The organism is Paraburkholderia acidipaludis NBRC 101816 (assembly GCF_000684975.1).
In the GTDB taxonomy this organism is placed as follows: domain Bacteria; phylum Pseudomonadota; class Gammaproteobacteria; order Burkholderiales; family Burkholderiaceae; genus Paraburkholderia; species Paraburkholderia acidipaludis.
On sequence record NZ_BAXZ01000005.1, the window covers coordinates 156,805 to 173,760 of the forward strand.

The 16,956-nt window shown below is 67.2% G+C and carries 13 protein-coding genes; 4 read left to right on the forward strand and 9 right to left on the reverse strand.

The window, feature by feature from the left end:
• Position 1: 1 nt before the first annotated feature.
• Positions 2–3,247 (reverse strand): efflux RND transporter permease subunit, encoded by a 3,246-nt coding sequence (locus BAC01S_RS07740; RefSeq protein WP_027794243.1) that lies wholly within the window; start codon positions 3,245–3,247, stop codon positions 2–4.
• Positions 3,248–3,262: 15 nt separating this feature from the next.
• The gene (locus BAC01S_RS07745; protein WP_027794244.1) at positions 3,263–4,540 is read right to left on the reverse strand and encodes an efflux RND transporter periplasmic adaptor subunit; all 1,278 of its coding nucleotides are present in this window, start codon (positions 4,538–4,540) and stop codon (positions 3,263–3,265) included.
• Between the two features lie 423 nt (positions 4,541–4,963).
• Here BAC01S_RS07745 and BAC01S_RS07755 point away from each other — a divergent pair, with 423 nt between their 5' ends.
• On the forward strand, positions 4,964–5,623 hold the full coding sequence (locus BAC01S_RS07755) for a TetR family transcriptional regulator (RefSeq protein ID WP_027794245.1): 660 nt from the start codon (positions 4,964–4,966) through the stop codon (positions 5,621–5,623).
• 18 nt (positions 5,624–5,641) lie between these two features.
• On the opposite strand, the gene BAC01S_RS07760 is transcribed toward BAC01S_RS07755, so the two are convergent.
• From BAC01S_RS07760 to BAC01S_RS07785, 6 genes are all read right to left on the reverse strand, one after another.
• Positions 5,642–6,385: a CoxG family protein gene (locus BAC01S_RS07760; protein ID WP_027794246.1), complete on the reverse strand. Its 744-nt coding sequence runs from the start codon at positions 6,383–6,385 to the stop codon at positions 5,642–5,644.
• A gap of 31 nt (positions 6,386–6,416) precedes the next feature.
• Complete coding sequence (locus BAC01S_RS07765) at positions 6,417–6,791, reverse strand: DUF427 domain-containing protein (RefSeq protein ID WP_027794247.1); 375 nt, start codon at positions 6,789–6,791, stop codon at positions 6,417–6,419.
• A gap of 244 nt (positions 6,792–7,035) precedes the next feature.
• Positions 7,036–7,530, reverse strand: a complete 495-nt coding sequence (locus BAC01S_RS07770; RefSeq protein WP_027794248.1) for a peptidase associated/transthyretin-like domain-containing protein — start codon at positions 7,528–7,530, stop codon at positions 7,036–7,038.
• 242 nt (positions 7,531–7,772) lie between these two features.
• Complete coding sequence (locus BAC01S_RS07775) at positions 7,773–9,266, reverse strand: DegQ family serine endoprotease (protein WP_027794249.1); 1,494 nt, start codon at positions 9,264–9,266, stop codon at positions 7,773–7,775.
• Positions 9,267–9,416: 150 nt separating this feature from the next.
• Entirely contained in the window at positions 9,417–10,718 is a 1,302-nt protein-coding gene (locus tag BAC01S_RS07780; RefSeq protein WP_027794250.1) for an ATP-binding protein, read from the reverse strand.
• 25 nt (positions 10,719–10,743) lie between these two features.
• Entirely contained in the window at positions 10,744–11,406 is a 663-nt protein-coding gene (locus BAC01S_RS07785) for a response regulator (RefSeq protein ID WP_027794251.1), read from the reverse strand.
• A 257-nt stretch (positions 11,407–11,663) separates the two neighbouring features.
• Between BAC01S_RS07785 and dacB the strand changes: the two genes are divergently transcribed.
• The 3 genes from dacB to BAC01S_RS07800 all read left to right on the forward strand — a co-directional run bounded on the left by dacB (position 11,664) and on the right by BAC01S_RS07800 (position 15,792).
• Positions 11,664–13,295: a D-alanyl-D-alanine carboxypeptidase/D-alanyl-D-alanine endopeptidase gene (dacB, locus tag BAC01S_RS07790; protein WP_027794252.1), complete on the forward strand. Its 1,632-nt coding sequence runs from the start codon at positions 11,664–11,666 to the stop codon at positions 13,293–13,295.
• Between the two features lie 212 nt (positions 13,296–13,507).
• Positions 13,508–14,452, forward strand: a complete 945-nt coding sequence (locus BAC01S_RS07795; protein WP_027794253.1) for a sterol desaturase family protein — start codon at positions 13,508–13,510, stop codon at positions 14,450–14,452.
• Between the two features lie 92 nt (positions 14,453–14,544).
• On the forward strand, positions 14,545–15,792 hold the full coding sequence (locus tag BAC01S_RS07800) for an SGNH/GDSL hydrolase family protein (protein ID WP_027794254.1): 1,248 nt from the start codon (positions 14,545–14,547) through the stop codon (positions 15,790–15,792).
• A gap of 112 nt (positions 15,793–15,904) precedes the next feature.
• Here the strand turns inward: BAC01S_RS07800 and BAC01S_RS07805 are convergent, their stop codons facing one another.
• Positions 15,905–16,945 (reverse strand): L-threonylcarbamoyladenylate synthase, encoded by a 1,041-nt coding sequence (locus tag BAC01S_RS07805; protein WP_043201569.1) that lies wholly within the window; start codon positions 16,943–16,945, stop codon positions 15,905–15,907.
• Positions 16,946–16,956: the final 11 nt, after the last annotated feature.

Sequence of the window (16,956 nt, forward strand, 5' to 3'; positions counted from 1 at the left end):
CTCAGTGTCCTTCCTTGCCGGGGCCGTCGTTACCCCCCCGGCCGCCATCGTTCGAGCCGGCATTGCCGCCGCCGTTCTCATCGTCGTGGTCGTGCGCATGGTGCTCTTCATAGTGTTCGAGCGCCGCATCCGGGTCCTCCTTCTCGCCCGCGAACTTCGCACGGATCACGACAAAGAACATCGGGATCATGAAAATCGCGAGGAACGTGGCCGTGATCATGCCGCCGATCACGCCCGTACCGATCGCGTGCTGGCTCGCCGAGCCCGCGCCGTTACTGATCGCGAGCGGCAGCACGCCCAGAATGAACGCCATCGACGTCATCAGGATCGGGCGCAGCCGCAGACGCGAAGCTTCGAGCGCCGCCTCGATCGGCCCCATCTTGCCGTCGGCCTGCAGGTCACGTGCGAACTCCACGATCAGGATCGCGTTCTTCGCCGAAAGACCCACGGTGGTCAGCAGACCCACCTGGAAGAACACGTCGTTTTCCAGACCGCGCAGCGTCACCGCGAGCAGCGCGCCGAGCACGCCGAGCGGCACCACCATGATGACCGCGAACGGGATCGACCAGCTCTCATACAGCGCCGCGAGACACAGGAACACGACGAGGATCGAGATGCCGTAGAGGATCGGCGCCTGCGAGCCCGACTGGATTTCCTGGAACGACAGGCCGGTCCACTCGTAGCCGACACCCGCGGGCAGCTTCGCCGCGATCTGCTCCATGGCCGTCATGGCCTGGCCCGTCGACTTGCCCGCGCCCGCCTGCCCCTGGATTTCGATCGACGAAATACCGTTGTAGCGTTCGAGCTTCGGCGAGCCGTAAGTCCATTGGCCGGTAGCGAACGAGCTGAACGGCACCATCCCGCCCGCGCCGTTGCGCACGTACCAGATGTTCAGGTCCGACGGGTTCATGCGGAACGGCGCGTCGGCCATCACGTACACCTTCTTGATCCGGCCGTCGGTGTCGAGGAAGTTGTTCACGTACGACGACGCCCAGGCGATCGAGAACGTCTGGTCGATCGCCGCCGCCGTCACACCGAGCGCATTCGCCTTCTCGCGGTCGATATCCACCTTGTACTGCGGCGTGTCGTTCAGGCCGTTCGGGCGCACGAGCGCGAGCGTCGGGTTCTGCGCCGCCATGCCGAGCAGCATGTTGCGCGCTTCCATCAGCTTCTCGTGGCCGACGCCGCCGCGGTCTTCCAGTTCGAAGTCGAAGCCCGATGCCGTGCCGAGTTCAGGAATCGAAGGCGGATTTACCGGAATCACCAGCGCGTCCTTGTAGCCCGCGTAGCGGCCGAACATGCGCCCGACGAGTGCCTGGACCTTCTGGTCCGCGTGCTGGCGCTCCTTGTAGTCCTTCATCCGCACGAATACGAGACCCGCGTTCTGGCCACGGCCGGCGAAGCTGAAGCCGTTCACCGTGAACACCGATTCGACAATGCTCTTTTCGTCGGTGAGCAGATAGTGCTCGATGTTGTCGAGCGTGCGCTCCGTGGTTTCCTGGGTCGAGCCGGAAGGCGTCTGCACGAGCACGAACATCGTGCCCTGGTCCTCATCGGGCAGGAACGACTTCGGCAGACGCACGAACAGCATGCCCACCGCGACGATCACCGCCAGATAGATGATGAGCCAGCGCCCCGAGCGCTTGATCACGTGGTACACGCCGCTGTGGTACTTGTCGCGGCTCGTTTCGAAGGTGCGGTTGAACCAGCCGAAGAAGCCCTTCTTCTCTTCGTGGTGGCCCTTCGGAATCGGCTTGAGGATCGTCGCGCACAGGGCCGGCGTGAGAATCAGCGCGACCATCACGGACAGCACCATCGCGGCCACGATCGTCAGCGAGAACTGCCGGTAGATGGCGCCCACCGAACCGCCCGAGAACGCCACCGGCACGAACACCGCGGAGAGCACGAGCGCCACGCCCACGAGCGCGCCGGTGATCTGGCCCATCGCCTTCTTCGTCGCTTCCTTCGGCGGCAGCCCTTCCTCCGCCATCACCCGCTCGACGTTCTCCACGACCACGATCGCATCGTCCACGAGCAGGCCGATCGCCAGCACGAGCCCGAACATCGAGAGCGTGTTGATCGAGAAGCCCACCGCCGCCATGATCGCGAAGGTGCCGAGCAGCACCACCGGCACCGCGATGGTCGGAATCAGCGTGGCGCGCAGGTTCTGCAGGAACAGGTACATCACGAGGAACACGAGCACGATGCCTTCCAGCAGCGTCTTGATCACTTCCTCGATCGACAGGCGCACGAACGGCGTGGTGTCGTACGGGTACTTCACGACGAGACCGTGCGGGAAGTACTTCGAGAGCTGGTCGACCTTCTCGCGCACGAGCTTCGCCGTCTGCAGCGCGTTGGCGCCCGTGGCGAGCTGAATGCCGAGACCTGCGGTTGGCGAGCCGTTGTACTTCGTGTCGAAGTTGTAGTTTTCGCCGCCGAGCGAGATGCGGGCCACGTCCTTCAGCAGCACGCGCGAACCGTCCTGGTTCACCTTCAGCAGGATGTTGCCGAACTCCTCGGGCGTGTGCAGCAGCGTCGATTCCGTGATCGTTGCCTGGAACGACTGCCCCGCCACCGAAGGCGTGCCGCCCAGCTGGCCGCCCGCGATCTGCACGTTCTGCGCGGCGATCGCATTGCTCACATCTACGGGGGTCAGCCCGTAGTTGTTCAGCCGGTTCGGGTCGATCCAGATCCGCATCGCGTACTGCGAGCCGAACAGCGTGACGACACCCACGCCGTCGATCCGGCTGATCGGATCTTCGATGTTCGACGCCACGTAGTTCGCGAGGTCGTACTTCGACATGCTGTGGTCTTCGGACACGAACGCGAGCACGAGCAGGAAGCTGCTGCTCGACTTCGTGACCTTGATGCCGAGCTCCTGCACCACCTGCGGCAGGATCGGCGTGGCGAGCTGCAGCTTGTTCTGCACCTGCACCTGCGCGATGTCCGGGTTGGTGCCCGCGGCGAAGGTCAGCGTGATCGTGGCCGTGCCCGAGTCGTCACTGGTCGACGAGAGATACAGCAGGTGGTCGAGACCGCTCATCTGCTGCTCGATGACCTGCGTGACCGTGTCTTCCACCGTCTTCGCGGACGCGCCCGGGTAGGTCGCGCTGATCTGGATGGACGGCGGCGCGATGGTCGGATACTGCGCCACCGGCAGCGTGAACACCGAAGCCACGCCCGCCAGCATCAGGATGATGGCGATCACCCACGCAAAAATCGGGCGATCGATAAAAAACTTTGCCATGAAGCAGGCTCCCTGTTATTGCGCGGCGGAGGCGGCAGGCGCGGCGGAAGCCGCCGCTTGCGCCTGCCCGGCCTGCGCACCCGAGGCGGCGCCACCGGCGGTGCTCGCGGGCGACGTCGTCATGTCCGCCGAGGGCGCGCCCGGCGCGGGCGGCGGCGGCAACTGCGCGTCGACGGTCTTCACGGTCGCGCCCGGACGCACCTTCTCGGTACCCTGAACGATCACGCGGTCGCCCGGATTCAGGCCGCCGTCGACGATCCAGTCCTGGCCTTGCGTGCCCGAGGTCTGGATGACGTGCGATTCGACCTTGTTGGCGCTGTCGACGACCAACACCGACGCCTGGCCCTTCTGGTCGTGCTGCACGCCGATCTGCGGCACGAGGTACGCGCTGTCGTTCACGCCTTCCTCGATGCGCGCGCGCACGAACATGCCCGGCAGCAGCACGCGGTCGGGGTTCGGGAACAACGCGCGCACCGTCACCGAACCGGTGGTCTGGTCGACCGTCACGTCGGTGAACTGCAGCTTGCCCTGCTCCTTGTAGCTGCGGCCGTCTTCCAGCACGAGCGTGACCTTGGCGGCGTTCGGGCCGCTCGTCTTCAGGCGCCCTTCCTGGACGTCGCGGCGCAGCTTCAGGCCGTCGAGGCTCGACTGCGTGAGGTCGACGTACATCGGGTCGAGCTGCTGCACGGTGGACATCAGCGTGGCCTGGCTCGCCTGCACATACGCGCCCGGCGTGACCTGCGAGATGCCGACCTGGCCCGTGACGGGCGAGATGACATCCGTATAGCCGAGGTTGATCTGCGCGGTATCGACCGAGGCACGGCCGGCGTCGACGTCCGCCTGTGCCTGGCCCTGGGCCGCGACGGCGTTGTCATAGTCCTGCTTCGACACGGCGTTCGCGCTCACGAGCACCTTGTAGCGCGCAACGAGCGCGTTCTGCGTGACGAGATTGGCCTGCGCCTTGGCGAGCGTGGCCTTCGCGCTGTTCAGCGCGGCGATGTAGGGCGCCGGGTCGATCTTGTAGAGCCGCTGACCGGCCTTGACGAGCGCGCCTTCCGTGAATTCGCGGCGCAGCACGATCCCGTCGACCCGCGCGCGCACCTGGGCGACGAGGAAGGCGTTGGTACGGCCCGGCAACTCGGTGACGACCGGCACGGCGGTCGGCTGGACCGTAACGACGCCCACTTCGGGCGTTTGCTGCGGCGGCGCCGACTGCTTCTGCCCGCACGCTGCGAGCACGACGGCAGCCGTCGCGATACTGATCAGGTGGAATGGAACCCGTTCGACGCGCATGGAGCGACCTCTGTCTATAGCTGACAAAAAAAGAGCATGCGGCGTCCCGCTGAGGGCGGAACGGCAACGCACGCCAGCATCTGGCAATACCTGACGGATAACCTTGAGTTCTTCGAGGCGCAGTTCCGGCCAGCGCATCCGTCCTGGTTGTTTGCGGCGACGCCCTGACGGCGGCATCGCGCACTGGGGTTTCTACGGCCACGCGGGCCAGTGACGGATATTAACCGGACATTCATCAGCCAGGCACCAGGTGGTGGGGTGCTATTATAGATACATTCGCGAACGAATGTTTAAGAACGAAACAGCATTCCTGACGGCCATCTCCAGGGCAATCTGCGCGTCCCAGATTCCAGGCGAAGCAGATATTTCGGTAGTCGCTTACAAAAACCCCACATCCTCGTTATTCATACAACACGCAGAACCATGGCCCGACGTACCAAAGAGGAAGCGCAGGAGACGCGCAACCGGATCCTCGACGCCGCCGAGCACGTCTTCTTCGAGAAAGGCGTCTCGCGCACATCCCTCGCCGATATCGCCCAGGCCGCCGGCGTCACGCGCGGCGCGATCTACTGGCATTTCGAGAACAAGGGGGACGTGTTCACGGCGATGTTCGACCGCGTGGTGTTGCCGCTCGACGAACTCAAGGCCGCGACGGTCGATCCCTCGGAGCCGGATCCGCTCGGGCGCATCCGCGACTTGTGCGTGATGTGCCTGCGCGACACGGCGACGGACGTCCGGCGCCGCCGCGTGTTCGAAATCCTGTTCATGAAGTGCGAGTTCGTGGAGGAGATGGGACCGGTGGCGGCGCGTCACCAGTCCAATATGCGCGAAGGGCTCGCGCGGATCGAGGAAGGCCTGCGCAACGCGATGTCCAAAGGCCAGTTGCCCGCGGATCTCGATGCGGCGCGCGGCGCGCGCCTCCTGCACTCGTTCATCACGGGCATGCTGCACGACATGGCGATCCTGCCCGACGTATTCGACGTCGCCACCTACGCGCAGCGCCATGTGGAAGGGATGCTCGACATGCTGCGCTATAGCCCGGCGCTGCGTCTGGGCGCCAAAGCGCCCGGCGCAGCGGACTGAACGACAGGGAGGGTTGCGTCAGCTTTCGGCGAAACGCCGCGCCACGTAGAGCAACAGCGCGACGAAGAAGATCAGCGCGGCCCACGCCCAGTTGGGCATGGCGTGGGGCGTGGGTTCGGGGTGCAGCGTGCTGGCGGCGCGCCCGCTCAGCGTGCCGCCGGTGTGCTGCGGCAACAGATGCGCGCGGCGCGCGACACCCGCCAGATTGATCGGCCGCAAGAACACGTGGCTGCGGCGCGGCTCCTTGCCCGCGGCGCGGTTCGGCGCCTTGCCGTGCTTCGCCTCGATAACGGCGCAGAATTCGGTGAAAAAGTCGTCGGCGACTTCGCGCAGCGCGTTTTCGAGCTGGCGCGACGGCAAACCGGCGAGCGGCCCCGTGAGCGTCGCCCAGAGCGAGTAGTCGATGCGCGTGCTCGCGCCCTTCAGGAGACCGGCCGGGCCGCCCGGATGATCGTCGGCGCGCAGCGCGATGTCGATCTGCCCGCGCAGCGACCCGATGCCGTCGGCGCGCGCGCGAAAGCTCAGCACGCGGCGCGGCGTAGTCGGGACTTGCGCGGCGTCGCCGGCGATGTGAGCGCGCACTTCGTAGCGCGCGCGCAACGGCCCGAGCGGCACGGTCAGCGTCAGCGCAAACTCGCCCGGCGCAAGGCGCCGGAACGACTCGCAGTGCTCCATGCTCGCGCGCACGAGCGCGTTGTCTTGCAGCGCCTCCCAGACGACGGACGGCGCAAGCGGAATGCGTAATGCGTCGTTCAGTTCCATGGCGGCTCCCCCGAATGCGCGCTCGTACCGGTCAGGATGTCTGATCGATCCGGTCCACGCGCGAAGCGTAAAACGCCAGATAGCCCTTGATGCTGTCCGCGCCTTCCAGCGGCGCTTCGTAGCTCCACGCCACATCCTCCACGCGGCCGTCTTCGGTGCGCAGATGGAAGTACGACGCCTCGCCCTTGTACGGGCAGTGCGAAGTGCGAGAGGAACGCTCGAGCCGCGCCATGTTCACGTCGGCGCGGGGAATGTAGGGCACGTCGGGATAGCCGGTTTCCGACAGCGTGAGGGCCGCAAGCGTGTCGGCAATCGTGATCCCGCCATGAATCACGCGTACGCGATGGCGGTTCGCGCCGATATCGATACGATGACCGGCGTCCTTTTCATTGGCGCTGCTCGCCATGTCCGGCTCCCTGTCTGATCGCGGCGGCGCCGCCCGGGCCGTCCCGTCTGCCGGCGGGTCTGCGCCCGCCCGGCCAATGTCGGCGCACGGCGCATTGGCGTCGCGCGTGCCGTTTCCCGCCAGCCGCCATGCAGCGCGCGGCCGACCGTCTCTTTATTATCGGCGAAAGTCCGGCCGATTGCTCAAACCGATCGCGCAAACTCCGGGGGCGCCGGCAGTGCGCCGCTCGCCCCGGGACCGCGCCTTACCAGTTGAACGCAGCGCGAGCGCCGCCGCTCGCGCCCACCGTCACGGCGCTCGTCTTGTCGACGCCGGCGTGACTCGCATGGACCGTATAGTGGCCCGGCGGCAGCTTCACGAGCATGTACGGACCGCGCGACGTCGTGTCGAGGAGGTTCGCGCCGTGCGTGTCGGCGATCCGCACGCGCACGTCGGCAAGAAACTCGCCGCCGGGCCCCGTGAAGCGCAGCGCGAGCGGCCACCGGTGCTCGGCGCGTTGCAGCGCCTTCGATTCGTCCTGGCCGACGCCGCCCGACACGAACGACACGTCGCCCTGCTGCTGGATCTGCGGCATGCCCGTGCCGTTGGCGTTGCCGGCGCTCGTATTGTCGGTGCTCGAGCCGCCGACCGTGCCGCCGGCATTGGGTTGCTGCGCCGCGACAGTCCCCGCGAAACCGAGCGCGAGCGCTGCAGAGAGCAAGACCGAAGCGATGGGACGCATGGAGAGAGACATTTTCATTGTGATCGCTCCTTACAGGTTGCCTGGAAGATGAGGACGCGCAAAGAGCATGCCCGCATCGTCCAGCCGGAGAACCGGTAGATATAGGTGATTTCCGTGTCAAATGTTGCGGATCGCGGCACGGCGGGCACGGCGAACGAATGGAATGGACCGGCCCCGAAACGACACTGCCGCCGTGGCACGGGGCCAACGGCGGCAGCGATTGACACAAAGGGCACGATCAGCCCCGGATCAGCCGGAAATCAGCCGAGATCGACCGGCACGAAGATCTGCGCGTTGTCGCGCTGGATCAGCAGCGCAATGCTGTTGCCGGCCTGCGCGATCATCTGCTTGAGCTGATCGGCGGTCGACACCGGGCGGCCGTTCACCGCGAGGATCACGTCGCCGGGCTGGATGCCGGCGTTTTCCGCCGCGCCGCCCGCCTGCTCCACCATCAGGCCGTGATCGACCGAGTCGTTGCTCTTCTCGTCCGGCGTGAGCGGGCGCACCGCCACGCCGAGCCGGCTCTGCATCTGCGCGCCTTGCCCGTCGCTCGACGCCACCTTCGCGTCGGAGAGCGCGCCGATGGTCGCGGTGAAGTCCTTCGTCGACTTGTCGCGCCACACCTGGATATCGGCCTTGGTGCCCGGCTTCATGCCCGCGATCATCGAGGGCAGATCGGACGAGTCGTCCACCGCCTGGCCGTTGACGGCGACAATGACGTCGCCGGGCTTGAGGCCCGCCTTCGCCGCCGGACCGCCGGCATCGACGGAGCTCACGAGCGCGCCGTGCGGCTTGTCCATGCCGAACGAATTGGCGAGCGTCTGATTCATCGACTGCACCGCCACGCCGAGGCGGCCGCGGCTCACGTGGCCGGTCTTGACGAGTTCGTCCTTGACCTTCATCGCCTCGTCGATCGGAATCGCGAACGAAAGGCCCTGGAAGCCGCCCGTTTGCGAGTAGATCATCGAATTGATGCCGATCACTTCACCGTTCAGGTTGAAGAGCGGGCCGCCCGAGTTGCCGGGATTCACCGGCACGTCGGTCTGGATGAACGGCGTGTAATTCTCGTCCGGCAGCGAGCGCGACTTCGCGCTGATGATGCCCGAGGTCACGGTGTTGTCGAAGCCATATGGCGAGCCGATTGCCACCACCCACTGGCCCACCTTGCTCTGGTGCGGGTCGCCGATCTTCACGATCGGCAGGTTCTTCGCGTCGATCTTCAGCACGGCGACGTCAGACTGCTTGTCCGCGCCGACCACCTTCGCCTTGAATTCGCGCTTGTCGGTGAGCTTCACGGTCACGACGTTCGCGCCGTCCACGACGTGCGCATTCGTCAGAATATAGCCGTCCGGGCTGATGATGAACCCGGAGCCGAGGCTCGTGCTGGGCGAATCGGACTGGCCGCCGTCGTCGCCGCCACCGCCGCCGGGAACGCCGCCGTAAAAGTGCTTGAAGAACTGGTAGAACGGATCGCTCGGATCGATGGGCAACTGCTGCGGGCCGCTCTTCATCGCCGTCTGCTTGACCACGTGCTTCGCGCTGATGTTGACCACGGCCGGCCCGTAGGTTTCGACGAGTCCGGAAAAGTCGGGAATGCCGGTCTTGGCGGCCGCCTCCGCCGGCATCATCGCGGCCTGCGCCGGCGTGATGACCTGCGGGGCGGGAACGTCCCGGCGCCCCGCCACGTAGCCCGCCGACAACGCGACGGCAACGGCGATCGCCACGGCACTACGGGTGAAGACTTTGGTGTTCATTGCGGACTCCTTGAAGCGGCGTACTGTCACGACGATACGAAGACTAAGGGGTGTCGCTTAAAAGAGCCTTAAGCACGTTGCGCCCCACGCGGAAAAGTTCCCGGCGGCCGATAGCCGCGCCAGGCGGCGGCGCGCAGCATGCCGGCGGCATCAGAAGCGCACCTCGACCAGCAGGCCGCCCGCGGCCGAATCGCCCAGCGCGATGCGGGCATCGTGCTGGTCGGCAATACGGCGCACGATCGCGAGCCCGAGCCCCGTGCCCGACACGTCGGTGCGCGCGCGCGTCGCCCCTGGACCGACGCGATAGAAGCGGTCGAACACGCGGCTGCGCTCCTCGACGGGAATGCCCGGCCCGCTGTCCGCGATACGCACGACGGGATGCCCGTCCTCCACGCCGAGGCAGACATCCGCGCGTCCGCCCGGCGGCGTGTACTTCGTGGCATTGTCCAGCAGGTTGTTGAACATCACGCGCAGCGCATCGGCGTCGCCGTGCACCGACGCCGCCGCGCTCTCCTCGATGCCGAGATCGACGCCGCGCTGCTGCGCGACGGGCGCATAGGCTGCAACGCAATCGTCGAGCAGCGCGTGCAGATCGACGCTGCGCGCGCGCGCATGCCCGTCGGGCTCGGAGCGCGCGAGCGCGAGCAATTGCTCGGCAAGGCGCGTCGCGCGCGTGACGCCCGCCTGCAGGTCGCCGAGCGCCTCGCGGCGCGTCTCGTCGTCCTTTGCGCGCGCAACCAGTTGCGCCTGGATCTGCACGGCCGCGAGCGGCGTGCGCAGTTCGTGCGCCGCGTCGGCGACAAAGGCCTTTTGCGTGTCGATCGCCTGCGCGAGCCGATCGAGCAGCGCATTGAGGGCGTGCACGAGCGGCATGACTTCGCGCGGCAATCGTTGCTCGGGCAACGGGTCGAGCGCCTCGGGATGGCGCGTGTCGAGCGCGCGCGCCACGCGCGAGAGCGGCGCAAGCCCGCGGCCCACGACGAGCCAGACCGCCAGCCCGAGAAAGGGCAGCAGCACGATCAGCGGCCACAGCGTGCGCAGCGCGACGTTCGCGGCGAGCCGGTTGCGCACCGACACGGGCTGCGCGAGCTGCACGACGTTGTCGCCGACGATCGCGCCATACACGCGCCAGTCGCCGCGATCGGTGCGTTCGGTCGAGAAGCCCAGCTCGGCGCGCGGCGCAAGCGGTGCGCGCGGGTGCGAGTAATACATCAGGACTCCGTTGCGATTCCAGATCTGCAAGACGATGCCTTCGTCGCCGGTGTCGCGCGAGCTCAGAATTTCGTTGAACGGCTCCGAGGGCAGCGCCTCGGCAATTTCCTGCAGCTGATAGTCGAACAGCTCGTTGGCTTCGGCCAGCGCCTGGCGATAGATCAGCCAGCCCGCGAGCCCGACGCCCGCTACGACGATCGCGAGCAGCCAGAACAGCAGTTGTCGTCGGATGGAACTCATCGGCGCGTGGATCTCCCGGGTCGTGTCACGCGTCTTTCGCGATCATGTAGCCAAGCCCGCGCACGTTGCGGATCAGGTCGGCGCCCAGCTTCTTGCGCAGGGCGTGGATATACACCTCGACGGTATTGCTGCCGATCTCCTCGCCCCAGCCGTACATCTTCTCTTCGAGCTGGCTCTTCGAAAGCACCGCGCCCGGCCGCGCGATCAGCGCTTCGAGCAGCGCGAACTCGCGCGCCGACAGCGCGATCGGCACGCCGTCCTGGGTCACCTGGTGCGACGCCGGATCGAGCGTGATCGAGCCGTGCCGGATCATCGACTCGCTGCGGCCCGACTGGCGCCGGATCAGCGCGCGCATGCGCGCGCCGAGCTCGTCGAGATCGAAAGGCTTGATGAGGTAGTCGTCGGCGCCGGCGTCGAGCCCCTTCACGCGGTCGGCAATCGCGTCGCGCGCCGTGAGAATCAGCACCGGCAGCGAAAGGCCGCGCGCGCGCAGCGTGCGCAGCACGTCGAGCCCGTCGCGTTTGGGCAGGCCCAGATCGAGCAGCATCAGATCGTAAGGTTCGCCGGTGACGGCCGAAAGCGCCGAGTCGCCGTCTTCGACCCAGTCCACCGCGAAGCCTTCGCCGCGCAGCGCCTTGCGCACGCCCTCGGCGATCATGCGGTCATCTTCGACTAGCAGTATTCGCATCGTAATCAAACGGCAAGGCGGCGCGCCGCCTCGCACAGGGTTCGGACAGCTGCATTCTAGCGCCCCGGATGCGCCGTGGCGCCAGGGGACCGTATGCCGCAAAGCGCGGGCTTTTTGTGGTGGAGTTTGCGCGCGGGTCACGCGAGGTCTTTACAATGTGCGCTTTTGCGGCGCGGCCACGAGAGCGCCGCGCGCCGCCCTCGCACTGCCCGCTTTCGTCCGACGCCCCCATGCTTGCCACGCTGCTGCCCGCTTCGATGCCTTCCGCGCTGTTCCGCGTTTGTTCCATATTTCGCCCCCTGGCACGCCGCTCCGCGCCGCACGCCGCCTATACGCGCATGCCGCCGGCGATCCGCCTCGCCTGCGCCGTTCTCGCGGCGGGCTGCGCGGCCGCGCCCGCGGCCTACGCCCAGCCCGAGGGCGCGCGCCTGCCCACGGTCAACGTGAGCACCACGCTGCCGCCCTCGGTGATGGCCGGGCTCGAGCATGCGCATGTGCCGCTTTCGGCCATCAGCGTCGTGATCGAAAAGGTCGGCGACCGCCAGCCCAGCGTCGCCGTCAACGCCGGCCAACCGATGATGCCCGCTTCCACGATGAAGCTCGTCACGACCTACAGCGGCCTCGCGCTGCTCGGCCCCGACTATCGCTGGAAAACGACCGCCTACACCGATGGCGAGGTCGACGCCGCGGGCACCCTGCACGGCAATCTCTACATCAAGGGCACGGGCGACCCCAAGCTCGTGCCCGAGGAACTGGTCGACCTCGTGCAGAAGATCCGCGCGGCGGGCATTGCGCGCATCGACGGCGCGCTTGTGCTCGACAAGAGCGAATTCGACGTTTCGACGCGCGACCTGCCCTCGTTCGACGGCGACGAAAATGCGCCCTACAACGTGGGGCCCGATCCGCTGATGTATGCGTTCAAGTCGCTTTCGTTCACCTTCGCGCCGTCTCGCGACGGCGTGACGATCGACGTCGTGCCGCCCGTCGCGCAGTGGCAGATCGACAACCGTATCCGCGAGCGCGCGGGCGCCTGCCGGGGCCTCATCCCCTCGCCGCAGATCGTTCCCGGCCAGAACGGCCTCGTCACCGCGAGCTTCGACGGCAGCTATGCGCTTCGCTGCGGCGAGCGCACCATCAACATGGCCGCGCCCGTCGATCACAGCACCTTCTTCGCCGACGGCTTCCTTGCGCTGTGGCAACAGGCCGGCGGCACCTTCGGCGGCACCGTGCAGAACGGCGTCGTGCCGCCTCAAGCGCGCGTCGTCGCGGTTCACGAGAGTCCGCCGCTGGCCGACGTCGTGCACGACATCAACAAGTTCAGCAATAACGTGATGGCGCGCAATCTGTTCCTCACGCTCGGCGCCGTGGAGGGCAAGCCGCCCGCCACCACCGCGAAGGCCGCGGCGGCCGTCGGCGCGTTCCTGCGCAAGAGCGGCATCAACATGCCCGAGCTCGTCCTCGACAACGGCTGCGGCCTCTCGCGCGAGGAGCATATCAGCGCCCTCTCGCTCGCGAACCTGCTGCAAGCGGCGAACGCGAGCCCCGTGGCCCAGCCGTTCATCGACTCGCTGCCGGTGCCCGGCGTGGACGGCACGATGCGCAACCGCCTCACGCATGCCGCCGTGGAAGGCAACGCCCATATCAAGACCGGCACGCTGCGCGACGTGCGCGCGATCGCAGGCTACGTCGCGGCGCAGACGGGCGAGACGTGGATCGTCGTGAGCATCATCAACGACCCGCACGCGGAAGGCGCGCGCGAAGCGCACGACGCCCTGCTCGAATGGGTCTACAACGGCATGCCCGAAGAGGCGCCGATGTACGTGCAGGCGCATCCGAAGCGCGCGCCGAAGCAGGTCCGTAAAAACCCGCAACGCCGCCACGCGTACTGAGCAAGCACCAGCCGCGCCGCCCGTCCCGGGGGCGGTGGACCGAAGCATTCCTCTAGCAAAGCCGCGTGAGGCGCGCGCGTTAGACGTGTACCCTGACGGGCATCGTCCGACAGCGCGCCACAGTCACGCGCGCCGCCGAGACAGGACAACTAAGGGACAACAACGCCGCGCTGCACCGCAGCGCCGCCACCGGGACGAGGAGGACGACGCTCATGCAGTTCGATGCGCAATGGCTGCTGCTCGCGCTCGCCCCCGTCTTTCTCGCCTGCATCGGCTGGGAGGCCTGGCACTTCGCCCGCACGCGGCCCGGCGCCGCGCTCTACAGCTGGCCCGACACGCTTTGCAACGCCGCGCTCGCGCTGATGCACCAGGGCGCCGACAAGCTTGCCTGGCTCGTCGCGATCCCCGTCTACGCTTACGTCTACCGGCATTTCCGCATTGTCTCGTGGCAGCCGGGCTGGCTCGCGTGGATCGTGCTGTTCGTCGCCCAGGACCTCCTCTACTACGGGTTTCATCGCGCGAGCCACCGCGTGCGCTGGCTCTGGGCCGCGCATGTGGTCCATCATTCGTCGGGCCGGCTCAATCTCTCGACGGCGTTCCGCCAGAGCCTCATGTACCCGGTCGCGGGCATGTGGGTGTTCTGGATTCCGCTTGCCGTGATCGGCTTCACGCCCATGCAGATCGTCGGCATCGTGCTCGTCAATCTCGCGTTCCAGTTCTTCGTGCATACCCAGGCCATCGGCAAGCTCGGCTGGCTCGAGTACGTGCTCAACACGCCTTCGATGCATCGCGTCCATCACGCCCGCAACAACCGCTATATCGACCGCAACTACGCCGGCGTGCTCGCGATCTGGGACCGTCTGTTCGGCAGCTACGTGGAGGAAAACGCGGGGGATCCGCCCGTGTACGGCATCGTCGAGCCGCTCGATACGTATAACCCGCTGAAGGCGACCTTCCACGAGTGGATTTCGATGGTGCGCGACTTCACGCAGACGCGCGGCTGGCGCGCGCGCTGCGCCGCGCTGTTCGCGCCGCCTGAATGGGCCGTGCGCCATCATGCGCAACGCATTGCGCCCGCCGGCGGAGCAGCCTGGATGCCGCAACAAAACAACACCAGGGGCGCGCAGGGATCGCGCGAAACCCGAAAGATTCGGTAGTCTGTCGGCCTCGCCCCAAGGGGAAACCGCGAGACAGGGCAAGGCCGGCGTTACATGGCATCAAAGGCCACAACAGAGGAGATGAAGTGAATATGAAGCATCGAGCATCGGGACACCGTACGCTGCTGCGCACGACGCAGATCGCCATCGCGAGCGCGGCCTTCGCGCTGCTGGCCGCCTGCGGCGGCGGTGGCGGGGGAAGCAGCAGCTCCAGTTCGACGCCGCCGGGCGGCGTCAATCTGCAGGTCGTGACGTTCGGCGACAGTCTCTCCGACGCCGGCACGTATTCGCCGAACATCCTGCCGGGCTTCGGCGGCGGCCGCTTCACGACGAACCCGGGCCAGGTGTGGACACAGAACGTCGCCCAATACTATGGCAACACACTTACACCGGCCTTCGAAGGCGGCTTCGGCGTGACGCCCTATGCCACGGGCGGCCTGGGCTACGCGCAGGGCGGCGCGGACGTGGTCCTGGCCGAAGGCGAAGGCTGGGAGCCGGACAACGCCGCGGCAACGACGATGCCGATCGTGACGCAGGTGCAGAACTACCTCAGCACCTACAAGGCGTTCAATTCGAACCAGCTCATCCTGGTCGACGGCGGCGCGAACGACATCTTCCAGTGGGCGACGACCGCGAACCTGACCGCGCTCGGCACGGCGCTGCAGACCGAATACCCGGTGGAAGTGCAGAACGGCGCACTGCCTGCCACGCAGGCCGGCCAGGTGGAATTCATCGCCGGCTACCTGCAGCAGACCAACGCCCAGATCGCAACGGCCGCCGCGGCGATGGCGCAGCAGATCCAGACCATCGTCAGTTCGGGGGCGAAGCATGTGGTGTTCATGACCGTTCCCGATATCGGCCAGACGCCGCTCGGCGTGGCCGCGAACGCCCAGCAGGCCGGCGCGGCCGCGCTGCTGACCGGCGTCAGCGCCGCGTACAACGGCATGGTCGAGCAGCTCATCGCGCCGCAGATCCAGTCCGGCGCCGTGATCATCGCCGATGCGTTCACGTGGTTCGACACCGTCCTGCTGCCGGATTACCAGTCGCTGGGCTTCACCGTGTCGAACACCGGCACCGCCTGCAACCTCGCGGCAATGGAAGCCAACGCAACGGCCTATGCGCAAAAGAACCCGGCGGTGCTCGCGGGTAGCGGCCTGACCGCGGCGGAGTACGGCTCGGCGTTCGGCTCGTCGCTGTTCTGCTCGCCGTCGACCTACACGGTCGCGGGCGCGGACCAGACCTACGTGTTCGCGGACTCGGTCCACCCGACTACCCACACGCACGCGCTCTTCGCGCAGTTCGTCGAGCAGACGATCGCGAAGACGGGGCTTGGGAAGTAAGGGTTCTGGCGCCCTTTTTTTGGGGTGCCTTCGATGTAAAAAAACCCGGCTCGCCTTCCAGCAAGCCGGGTTTTTGTTTTCGACCGATGGATTGCGCGGCGCGCAACGCGCCCTACTCCCCCTGCGCCTCGAACGCCGCCGCCGCACGCCCGAGGCGGTCGTTCACGGCGATCCACTCGATCGTCTCCGGCAACTTTTCGATCAGAATGCGCGCGACATTGGCCCGATCGAGGGCGCGCAGCAGGCTGTAGAGTTCGCGCGCGTAGGCTTGGGGATCCTCTGGCGCGGCGACGAAATGCACGTGAGGCGCGCTCGCCCACGCCAGCGCGCGCGAGGCGCGCGCCACCAGCGCCACCGTTTCGCCCTGTGCGGCTGCCGCAGCAAGCAGCGGCTCCAGCGCCTCGAACGGCAGCAGCGCGAGCGGCGTGCGCGGCGCGTAGTGCGCCTTCAGCGTGCCGGAGGCGCGCGGCGCCGTGGCGTCCGATCCGTCCGGCAAACGCGGTGCCTCGCCGAGCACGCGCGCAATATCGTCCGGCGTGATGTGCCCCGGGCGCAGCAGCGCGGGAAAACCGCGCGACAGATCAAGTATTGTCGATTCGATGCCGACGTCGCACGCCCCGCCATCGAGCACGTGCACGCCGTCGCCGAACTCGTCGCGCACGTGCTGCGCCGTGGTCGGGCTCACATGGCCGAAGCGGTTCGCCGAAGGCGCGGCCACGCCGCCGTGGCCGCCGCGACGCTTCGAGAACGCCGCCAGCAGCTTTTGCGCGACGGGATGCGACGGGCAACGCAGCCCAACCGAGTCCTGGCCGCCGCTCACCGCGTCGGGAATGCGCGCATGGCGCTTGACGATCAAGGTGAGCGGGCCGGGCCAGAATGCGGCGACGAGCTTCTGCGCCGTCTCGGGCCACTCGCCCGCCCAGTAGCCGGGATCGCCGCCTGGCGGCAGGTGCACGATCACCGGATGATTCGCCGGCCGTCCCTTGGCCGCATAGATACGCGCGACCGCGTCGGGATTCGCGGCATCGCCGCCGAGGCCGTAGACGGTCTCGGTCGGAAACGCCACGAGTTCGCCCGCGTCGAGCAGCGCGGCGGCCTTGTCGATATCGGCGTCGGTCGGAGCCGGCGCGGCGCCGGATTGCAGATCGGTCATGATGTCGGGCT

Excerpts from the sequence above, each read along its gene's own strand:
- BAC01S_RS07740 (WP_027794243.1), bottom strand. The coding sequence starts at position 3,247 with ATGGCAAAGTTTTTTATCGATCGCCCGATTTTTGCGTGGGTGATCGCC.
- BAC01S_RS07745 (WP_027794244.1), bottom strand. The coding sequence starts at position 4,540 with ATGCGCGTCGAACGGGTTCCATTCCACCTGATCAGTATCGCGACGGCT.
- BAC01S_RS07755 (WP_027794245.1), top strand. The coding sequence starts at position 4,964 with ATGGCCCGACGTACCAAAGAGGAAGCGCAGGAGACGCGCAACCGGATC.
- BAC01S_RS07760 (WP_027794246.1), bottom strand. The coding sequence starts at position 6,385 with ATGGAACTGAACGACGCATTACGCATTCCGCTTGCGCCGTCCGTCGTC.
- BAC01S_RS07765 (WP_027794247.1), bottom strand. The coding sequence starts at position 6,791 with ATGGCGAGCAGCGCCAATGAAAAGGACGCCGGTCATCGTATCGATATC.
- BAC01S_RS07770 (WP_027794248.1), bottom strand. The coding sequence starts at position 7,530 with ATGAAAATGTCTCTCTCCATGCGTCCCATCGCTTCGGTCTTGCTCTCT.
- BAC01S_RS07775 (WP_027794249.1), bottom strand. The coding sequence starts at position 9,266 with ATGAACACCAAAGTCTTCACCCGTAGTGCCGTGGCGATCGCCGTTGCC.
- BAC01S_RS07780 (WP_027794250.1), bottom strand. The coding sequence starts at position 10,718 with ATGAGTTCCATCCGACGACAACTGCTGTTCTGGCTGCTCGCGATCGTC.
- BAC01S_RS07785 (WP_027794251.1), bottom strand. The coding sequence starts at position 11,406 with ATGCGAATACTGCTAGTCGAAGATGACCGCATGATCGCCGAGGGCGTG.
- dacB (WP_027794252.1), top strand. The coding sequence starts at position 11,664 with ATGCCTTCCGCGCTGTTCCGCGTTTGTTCCATATTTCGCCCCCTGGCA.
- BAC01S_RS07795 (WP_027794253.1), top strand. The coding sequence starts at position 13,508 with ATGCAGTTCGATGCGCAATGGCTGCTGCTCGCGCTCGCCCCCGTCTTT.
- BAC01S_RS07800 (WP_027794254.1), top strand. The coding sequence starts at position 14,545 with ATGAAGCATCGAGCATCGGGACACCGTACGCTGCTGCGCACGACGCAG.
- BAC01S_RS07805 (WP_043201569.1), bottom strand. The coding sequence starts at position 16,945 with ATGACCGATCTGCAATCCGGCGCCGCGCCGGCTCCGACCGACGCCGAT.